Below are 8814 nucleotides of genomic sequence, written 5' to 3' on the forward strand. Positions count from 1 at the left end.
GACCTTTCGATTGTATTCGTTCCAGTACAGATCCGCAAAGATATACCCTGGGTTGTGCCAGATGATTACAGGTCCAGGCCAGAATCGTGCCGGGGGCGAACGGCCGACGCGGACGGGGCAGACTGGGGCAAACGTCGCTCCCGGACGAAAGCCCAAATGGCCACCGCCAGGGCCACGGCCACCAGGGTCAGGGTGACCAGCAGGGTGTCCCGCAGGGCGGCCACCTGGGCCCAGGCAGGCGCCTCCGTGGCGCCGCCGGGGAGGGCCTGGCCTGCGTGGTAGGTGGCTCGGGCGGCCCAGACGGTGCCCAGGACGGAGATGCCGGTGACCTGGCCCAGGGTACGGGTGATGGAGAGCAGCCCCGAAGCCACTCCCAGCCGCTCCCGAGGCGCGGCGCCCATCACCGCGCTGTTGTTGGGCGACTGGAAGATCCCCATGCCCAGGCCGATGGGCAGCAGCCGGGCCACATAGCCCAGGACCGTGGTCTCGGCGCTCAGGGTACTGGCGGCGCCATAGCCCACCAGCAGGACGGCCAGGCCGATGACGGTGATGGGCCGGGAGCCGTAGCGGTCGGACAGGGAACCGGAGATGGGGGCCATGACGCCCAGGGCCACAGGAATGATGGCCAGCATCAGGCCCACCAGCCGCACCTCGTAGCCCAGGACATCTTCCAGGTAGAAAGGCAGCAGGATGAAAAGGCCGGAGATGCCCACAAAGGTAATAAAACCGGTGCCCAGGTTGACGCTGAACTGGTAATTGCGGAAGAGGCGCAGGTCGATCATGGGCTGTTCCACCCGCCACTCGATGGCCAGAAAGAGGGCCAGGAAGACAGCCCAGGCGGTCAACAGGCCAACGATGAGGGGGTCGCCAAAGCCCCGTTCCTGGGCCAGGGTTAACCCCAGGGAAAGGCCCAGGATGCTGCAGAACAGGGTGAATGCTCCCCAGTAGTCAAAACGCTGTCCGCCCGCGGGACGCAGGTCCGGAATGAAGCGGCTGGCCAGGATGGTGCCCAGGATGCCAATGGGCAGGTTGACCAGGAAGATCCAGTGCCAGGAGGCCGCGTCGATGATGAGCCCGCCCAGGGTAGGTCCCACCACGATGCCCACGGAGACGATAGAGCCGGTGATGCCGATGGCCTTGCCCCGCTCCTGGGGCGGAAAGGATTCAGTGACGATGGCGATGCCCAGGGCCATGATCATGGCTGCGCCGATGGCCTGGAGCACCCGAAAGCCGATCAGGAAGTAGATGGTGGGGGAGAGGGCACACAGGGTGGAACCTACGGTGAAGATAATGAAGCCGCTGACGTAGATGCGCTTCTTGCCCACCATGTCCGCCAGGCGGCCGATGCCCAACATGAGGGTGGTCACGGTGAGCAGGTAGGAGAGCACCACCCACTGCACCGCCGCAAACACAGTGCCAAAATCCCGCACCAGGGTGGGCAGCGCCACGTTCACGATACTGCCGTCGATGGTCGCCAGGAAGATGCCCATGGCGACGGCCATCATCACATACCATTTGCGGCTGTAGTCCACGGTGAGGTTCTGCATGAGTCCGAAGTCCTGAGTCCGAAGTCCGGCTTCTCGGATCCAGCGGTGTTGGATCAACGCCCCGGCTGCAAGATCAGGCGATACTGGGCCGCTTTCTCCACCGCGGCCCGCTGCCAGGGCATCTTGTGGTAGACCCCCTCCCGCCACATGGGGATCTGGTCGTCGTAGTGCTCGCTCAGGGGGTGGCCCGACTGGCCGGTGGCAGTCACCGTCTGGGCCTGATCCCAGACCCCCACCTCCAACACCTGCCGGTAGCTGGCGGCAATCTGCACCAGGCCGGGCGGCAACTTGGGCGCATGCCGGGTCTGGTTGGGGGTCACCCCATCGCCGCCCACCGGGAAGGGCCCCCGGTTGAAGATGCCCCGCAGCAGCCGCACGCTGCCCAGGGGGTGCACGTAGCGGACCTGATGGACCCGGCCCCAGTGCCAGCGCCGGATGTTGTCGCCCAGCTCCCGGCGGATGTGGCGCACGGCCCGGCCCAAAGCCTCCTTCAACAGCTCGTCCCGGCGGCGGGGCCGGCCGCTGGCTGCCTCCATGTACCAGATGGACTCCTCGGCTTCGTTCAGGAGCTGGACCAGGCGACTTTCGGCCCGCAACATGAAGCCGTTGATCTGGAACAGGGGGTTCGTGGCCATGCCCAGATAGCCTTCGGCCGCGGCGCCCAGTTTGTCGCCGAAGGTCAGCTGCAACAGGTAGAGCAGGGTGTAGTGGAAGATGAGGGCGGCAGGGCTGTCGGTGTCCATGCGGAAATCCCAGCGCCGCAGATAGTTGATGGCCACCCGTTCCCAGGAATCCTCGGTGTCGATGAGGGTCAGCCAGGGGGTGAGCGCGGCCGCATACTTGCTCACCGTATCCATCTGCATCTCCTCCATATCCCGCACGGTGTAGCGCTCCTTCTTCTGCAGGAGCTCTTCCAGCCGTGCAGCCCGCCATCCTGGGAAAAACTCCACCCCTAGAAAGTATGGGTAGTCATCGCCGATCATCTTGTTGTTGGCCGTGACGATGACGCCAGACGGCGGGTTGTAGAGGCGAGGCAGCTCCTCCGCTGGGATATAGCCGTCCCACTCGTAGGTCGGGTCCCAGCCCGGCGCCGGCACCAGGCCCAGGTTCACCTCCCGCCGGGGTATCTGCCCAGCCAGGACGTAGCCGATGTTCCCCTCCACGTCGGCATAGGTGACGTTCTGGGCCGGCACGGACCAATCGGCCAGCGCGTCCTGAAATTCCTCCCAGTTTCGGGCCTGGTTCAGGCGCAACAGAGAGCGGAAGAGGCGCCCCGGCCCATGCCCCACCCAGCGGAGGGAGAGGGGCACTTCGGCCCGGTCGCCCAGGAGGCCGGTGATCAGGGGGCCGTGGCGAGTAACCACCACCCGCTCCACGTGGGGTGTGGTTCGCCGGCGGATGCGGATCTCCTCCTCGATGACCTGGGCCTGCTCCCACCCCTCGCCATAGGCAAAACGAGTCGGGTCAGTGGGGTGGGGCCGCTCCACGTACAGGTCCTGCACATCCACGCAGGCATTGGTCAGGCCCCAGGCGATGTGTTCGTTGTGGCCGATCACCACGCCTGGGCCGCCCGCGAAGGAGACCCCGCTGACTTCCAGATCCGGGCAGCTGAGATGATTCTCATACCACGCGCCGGGAATCTGGACGGCCAGGTGAGGATCATTGGCCAGGAGGGGTCGGCGGGTCAGGCTACGCTTGGGGGCCAACACCCAGCTGTTGCTGCCCTGGCCGCCTTCCATGGTGCCCAGCCACTGGCGCAACTTCTCGTATTCGTTGAGGAGCAGGCCGCCGGTGTTCAAAAGCCGGGTCACCTCCTGGCTGCCCAGGCCCTCCAGGATGATGGGGTTCTCCGCCGGATAGTCCGGCTCCAGCTCGGCAGCCCGGATGGGCCCCAGGAGCTTCAGCAGGCGCAGCCGGGTCAGCTCGCTTTCCCAGTTGATGCTCAGGGACCAGCCCATCATCTTGGCGAAGGCCAGCACGTCCACGGGTGTCCAGGGCTCCGGCGTAAAGCGGAGCAGATTGCATTCCGCCGCCAGGCGCCCCGGCCGGGATTGGATGTAGGCGTTGACGCCTTCCACATACCAGGTCAACACCTGGAGCACCTCGGGCTCCAGGGTGGGCAGCTCGGCCTGGGCAGCCCGCCAGAAACCCACGATGCGGCTGAAGCGATCTGCGTCCAGGGCGGCTTCCCCAAAGAGCTCGGCCAGGCGGCCCTGGGCAATGCGCCGGTTCTGCTCCATCTGCCAGAGACGATCCTGGGCGTGGACGAATCCCTGAGCCCGGAAGAGGTCGGCCCGGGAGCGGGCATAGATGTGGGGCACGCCGTGGCGGTCCCGCAGGATCTCCACCGGCTCGTCCAGGATGGACAGGATCAATTCGCCGTCCAATTTGGGCATCGGCCGCTGCACCAGCCACCAGTAGACGTAGAGGAAGAAGCCGCCTACGGCCAGCAGGGCCAGAATGAGGAGAAGCGCGATGAGGGTGAAAAGGGTTATCCACATAGGGCCGGCTCGATCACTCGGTCATGTCGTTGGGCGCCGCGGCCCTGTGGTGTGGGGCCCGGCGCGTTTGCAGTCTTACAGACTTGTCGGAACCAGTCCTGTAGTTATAACACAGTCTGCCCGTTCTCTGGGAATCGGAAGGTGGGTGGACCACATCGCAGTGACGGCCGACGGCCAGGAGTACAGCAGCTGTGCTCTGCTCGTGGCCACCGGTAGCCGCTACCGACGCCTCCAGGTGCCGGGTGAAGCCGACTACATCGGCGCAGGTGTCCACTTCTGTGCCACATGCGACGGCCCTTTTTATAAAGGGGGGCATGTGGCCGTCGTAGGTGGCGGCAACAGCGCCACCGAAGAAAGCCTGCTTTTGACAAAATTTGCTGATCAGGTCACTATGATAGTTCGTGACGGGTCCTTTAAGGCCAGTCCAGTCATCCAGGAGAAGGTGCTGGGGGACCCCAAGATCCGGGTGCTGTGGCATACCGAAGTCGTGGAATTCCAGGGCCGTGGCGGCAAGTTGACCCACCTGGTGCTCAAAAACAACCAGAGCGGTCAAGAGAGCACCCTGGCCGTGGACGGGGCCTTCATCTTCATTGGCCTGACGCCCAATACGGCCTTCCTGCGAGAAAGCCCGGTGCGCCTCAACCCATGGGGCTTCATCGTCACTGGCCACGATCTGGTCCACGACGGCACACGTCCTCCGGGATTCGAGACACGGGATCCGGGCCTGCTGGAGACCAGCGTTCCTGGCATCTTCGCAGCCGGGGATGTGCGGGCCGGCAGCACCAAGCAGGTGGCCAGCGCAGCCGGAGAAGGGGCCACCGCTGCACTTTTGATCCGGGAATACCTGAAAACCGTTTGAGGTGATCGCGAACCATGAACAAAGCGGCCAGCGAAGATGTTCTGTGCATCGGCGTAACCGTGCGCAAAGGGACGCCAGAGTGGATTGAAGAAAACAGCCGGCACTACCTGAACGTGCTGGCAGCATACGGCGCGACAGCCGTGGTCCTCTCACCGGACCAGCCGGCGACCTTGCCAGATGGACAGCGCTTTGCACCGGACGCCACGGGACGTCTGCCCGACGCAATCCTGGATCATCTGGACGGGCTGATCCTGTCGGGCGGGGGCGACGTCCACCCCCGCTATTTCAACCAGCCCCTCAACGGCGCTGAGCCTGAACAGATCGACCTGGCCCGAGACGAGTTGGAGCTAAACCTGGCCCGGGGCGCCCTCGGCCGGGACTTGCCCATCTTCGGCATCTGCCGCGGGTGCCAGGTCCTTAACGTCGCGGCCGGCGGCGCCATGCGCCAGCACCTGGATGGACACCGCTCGCCCAAGGAAGACCCGGTCTTCCACCCAGTGGCCATCCAGGCTGGAACCCGCCTCCACGCCCTGGTGGGCCGGAACGAGATCCAGGTCAACACCTACCATCACCAGGGCGTAGACCATGAGAGCCTGGCCCCCATCTTTGTACCTGCCGGGGTGGCATTGCCGGATACGTGGCTGGTGGAGGCCTTCGAAAGCCCGGTCCATGGCTGGGTCTTGGGGGTCCAGTGGCATCCGGAGCGCCTGTTTGAGCTCAGCGACGACCATCGCCGCCTGTGGGAAGGCTTTCTCCAGGCCTGCCGGCAGACCGCCCGCCGCCGGGAGGTCCGAAACCCGGAAGCCAAACTGAAGCAGTGAAACAGCAACAACCATGAAGACTGCCTTGTTCGACTATGATCTGCCCCCCGAGTTGATCGCCCAGGAGCCGGCCGAGCCCCGGGACAGCAGCCGCCTGATGGTCCTCCATCGGGCGGATGGCCGCATTGAGCACCGCCGCTTTCGGGACATTGGCGACTACCTGCGGGCAGGAGATCTGCTGGTGGCCAACGACAGCCGGGTCATTCCGGCCCGACTCCACGGCCACAAGTCCACCGGCGGCAAGGTGGAGATCTTTCTCCTCCGCAAGCTGGACCAGGCGGGCAGCGAGTGGGAATGCCTCACCCGGGGGCGCAACCTGGTGGCAGGCGTCCAGGTACAGGTGGAGCCCCTGGCGAGCGGAGAAGAGGAACCCGCGCCGCCTGTGGAAGCCACCATCGTGGCAGTGAATCCCTCGGGCACCCGGGTGGTGCGCTTCGCCCAGCCCATCAGCCCATACCTGCACCAGTTGGGGGAGATTCCCCTGCCGCCCTATATCACGGCCTACCAGGGCGACCGGGAGCGGTACCAGACGGTCTACAGCCGGCCGGAGGGGAGTGTGGCCGCGCCCACGGCGGGCCTGCACTTCACGCCAGAGCTCCTGGTGGCCTTGCGAAAGCAGGGCGTCGGCTTTGAGACCGTGACCCTACACGTGGGATTGGACACCTTCAAGCCGGTGGAAGCGGAGGAAGTCGAAAAGCACACCATCCACACCGAATGGGCGGAATTAAGTGCCGATACAGCCCGGCGGATTAACCAGGTTTCGCTTCAAGGTGGGCGGATCGTGGCAGTGGGCACCACCACCGTGCGCACCCTGGAATGGGCGGCCACAGGGGCCCAGGGTATCGACCCGTACGATCCCCAGGCCTGTCCGTGGCAGCGCACAGCCGCCTTTGCCGGGCCGGTGGACCTGTACATCTACCCGGGCTACCGCTTCCGGGCGGTGGACGGGCTGATTACCAACTTCCATCTGCCCCGCTCCAGCCTCCTGATGCTGGTGAGCGCCTTTGTGGGGCAGCACCATCCAGAGGATCTGGACTGGGGACGACGCACCCTGCTGGCTGCGTATGAGGTGGCCAAGCAGGAAGGGTACCGGTTCTACAGCTTTGGCGATGCCATGCTGATCCTCTGAGCTCGCCGACACCGTGGCGACAGTCGACACCGTGGCGACCACGGTTTCCCAGAGGGAAGCGTGGATGGGAAGTGCGCCAATAAGAACAGGGCCGACTGCGCCAGGAAATCCCGGCAGAAATTCGGCGATAGTTCCCACCAGGGGGAGTGTCGCCGAATTTCTGCCGGGGTATTTCGCCAGACTGTACTAGTCGGCCCTGGGAAGCAGATGCTTCTGCAGTTTCCCCATGGCGTTGCGAGGTAAAGTTGAAACCCGGTAGAAACGCCGGGGAACCTTGTAGCCGGCCAATTGGCCTTTGCAAAAAGCCACCAGCTCCGCCTCGTTGATTTCACCCGTGCAGACAATATAGGCGACGGGTACTTCACCCCACTCGGGGTGGGGTTCTCCCACCACGGCCGCCTCCGCCAGCCCCGGATAGGTGGTGAGCAATTCCTCGATTTCCCGGGGGTAGATGTTGAAGCCACCGCTGATGATCAACTCGTGACGCCGGCCCAGCAGCGTCACATAGCCGTGGTCTGGATCCTGCCGGGCCAGGTCACCGGTCCGGAACCATTCCCGGCCCTGGGCATCCTGGCAAAAGCTGGCCGCGGTCTTCTCCGGATCCTGCCAGTATCCCTGGAAAACATTGCTGCCCCGCACCAGGAGCTCCCCTTCTTGCCCCGGCGCCACGTCCTGCAGGTTGGCATCCACAATGCGGATGGAGACGCCGGGAAGGGGCGTGCCGACGGTGCCAGGCCGTCGGGGGCCGGCATAGGGGTTACTCAGGTTCATCCCCGTTTCGGTCATGCCATACCGTTCCAGGATGGCATGACCAGTCCGATCTTGGAAGGCCACAAAGACCTCTGGCGGCAGGGGAGCGCTGCCTGAACAAAACAGGCGCATATGACTGAAATCCAGAGGGTCGGGGTGGCGCTCCATTTCCTGGAGCAGGCGGACGTAGATGGTGGGGACGGCAAAGAAGAGGGTGGGGTTGGCATGGAGCAGATCATCCAACACCGCCGCCGCGTCAAAGTGGGCGTGGAGGAGGATGGTGGCACCGGCAGCCAGGGCACAGTGCAGGCCGACAATCAGGCCGTGGACATGAAAAAGGGGCAGGCAGAGGAGCAGGCGATCTTCTGCCTGCCATCCCCAGGCGGACAACAGGCCGGTGACAGTAGCCATCACGTTGTTATGGCTCAACATGGCGCCCTTGCTGCGGCCCGTGGTGCCAGACGTGTACATGATGAGCGCCAGGTCGTCCCCTTCAACGGTAGGCGCGTCCAGGCTATCGACCGGGGCAGACCAGCCTGGGAAATCCTCCAACAGGAGCGTGGCCTCCAGGGAAGTCCGCTGGGAGGGGGGCACCTCCTCGAGGATGGGCAGATAGTCTCGCTCCGTGATGAGGAGGCGGGGCCTGCAGTCACTCAGGATGTGGCCGATTTCCAGGCGGCGGTAGCGGAGGTTCATGGGGACCACAATGGCGCCCAGGCGAATGACGGCCAGGTAGGCGATGACCAACTCTGGGCGGCTGCCCACATAAAAGGCAACCCGATCGCCTTTCCCCAAGCCCCATCGCTGGAGGCCTGCGGCCAACCGATCTGCCTGGGCAAAGAGCTCTTCATAGGAAAGGCGGTGCCCCGGGAGACCGGGCGAGCGGGTCTCAATGGCAACATGGTGGGAGGCGCGATGGCGCGCGATGGCAAAGAGATCGTGGAGGTTCATGGAAGTATACTATCAGAAAAGCTGTGGAATGGTTGATGGGATCGCTTGCAGGTGGGCTCCACAACGACAGAACCCGGGGAAAGACTAAAGCGGGTGACAATTTCTGTCAAATTGAATGCGATGGTTATATGAGGGGAGGGGGAGGGGATAAGAAAAGGCAGGGAAGAGAAGGGTTGGCAATGACCTACTCTCGCATGCAGTCGCCCGCATACTACCATCGGCGCTGGTGGGCTTAACTGCCGGGTTCGGGATGGAG

At 64.3% G+C, this 8814-nt stretch carries 6 protein-coding genes and 1 rRNA gene; 3 read left to right on the top strand and 4 right to left on the bottom strand.

Annotated elements, in window-relative coordinates; genetic code table 11:
* Positions 1–65: 65 nt before the first annotated feature.
* Positions 66–1547, bottom strand: coding sequence for an MFS transporter (locus tag FKZ61_RS10715; protein WP_141610111.1), 1482 nt, complete (start codon positions 1545–1547; stop codon positions 66–68).
* Positions 1548–1600: 53 nt separating this feature from the next.
* Positions 1601–4048 carry a penicillin acylase family protein gene (locus FKZ61_RS10720; RefSeq protein WP_141610112.1) on the bottom strand — a complete coding sequence of 816 codons (2448 nt, stop codon included), beginning with the start codon at positions 4046–4048 and terminating at the stop codon, positions 1601–1603.
* Positions 4049–4193: 145 nt separating this feature from the next.
* Here FKZ61_RS10720 and FKZ61_RS10725 point away from each other — a divergent pair, with 145 nt between their 5' ends.
* From FKZ61_RS10725 to queA, 3 genes are read left to right on the top strand one after another with little or no spacing between them, the layout of a single operon-like run.
* Positions 4194–4907 carry an NAD(P)/FAD-dependent oxidoreductase gene (locus FKZ61_RS10725; protein ID WP_170199561.1) on the top strand — a complete coding sequence of 238 codons (714 nt, stop codon included), beginning with the start codon at positions 4194–4196 and terminating at the stop codon, positions 4905–4907.
* 14 nt (positions 4908–4921) lie between these two features.
* Positions 4922–5728 carry a gamma-glutamyl-gamma-aminobutyrate hydrolase family protein gene (locus tag FKZ61_RS10730; protein WP_141610114.1) on the top strand — a complete coding sequence of 269 codons (807 nt, stop codon included), beginning with the start codon at positions 4922–4924 and terminating at the stop codon, positions 5726–5728.
* Positions 5729–5741: 13 nt separating this feature from the next.
* Positions 5742–6857, top strand: a complete 1116-nt coding sequence (queA, locus tag FKZ61_RS10735; protein WP_141610115.1) for a tRNA preQ1(34) S-adenosylmethionine ribosyltransferase-isomerase QueA — start codon at positions 5742–5744, stop codon at positions 6855–6857.
* 186 nt (positions 6858–7043) lie between these two features.
* Here the strand turns inward: queA and FKZ61_RS10740 are convergent, their stop codons facing one another.
* Both FKZ61_RS10740 and rrf read right to left on the bottom strand, forming a co-directional pair.
* Complete coding sequence (locus FKZ61_RS10740) at positions 7044–8558, bottom strand: AMP-binding protein (RefSeq protein WP_141610116.1); 1515 nt, start codon at positions 8556–8558, stop codon at positions 7044–7046.
* Between the two features lie 171 nt (positions 8559–8729).
* A 5S ribosomal RNA gene (gene rrf / locus FKZ61_RS10745) occupies positions 8730–8814 on the bottom strand; the annotation flags it as partial.

The sequence above is a fragment of the Litorilinea aerophila genome (assembly GCF_006569185.2).
Lineage (GTDB): Bacteria > Chloroflexota > Anaerolineae > Caldilineales > Caldilineaceae > Litorilinea > Litorilinea aerophila.

Excerpts from the sequence above, each read along its gene's own strand:
- queA (WP_141610115.1), top strand. The coding sequence starts at position 5,742 with ATGAAGACTGCCTTGTTCGACTATGATCTGCCCCCCGAGTTGATCGCC.
- FKZ61_RS10740 (WP_141610116.1), bottom strand. The coding sequence starts at position 8,558 with ATGAACCTCCACGATCTCTTTGCCATCGCGCGCCATCGCGCCTCCCAC.
- FKZ61_RS10730 (WP_141610114.1), top strand. The coding sequence starts at position 4,922 with ATGAACAAAGCGGCCAGCGAAGATGTTCTGTGCATCGGCGTAACCGTG.
- FKZ61_RS10715 (WP_141610111.1), bottom strand. The coding sequence starts at position 1,547 with ATGCAGAACCTCACCGTGGACTACAGCCGCAAATGGTATGTGATGATG.
- FKZ61_RS10720 (WP_141610112.1), bottom strand. The coding sequence starts at position 4,048 with ATGTGGATAACCCTTTTCACCCTCATCGCGCTTCTCCTCATTCTGGCC.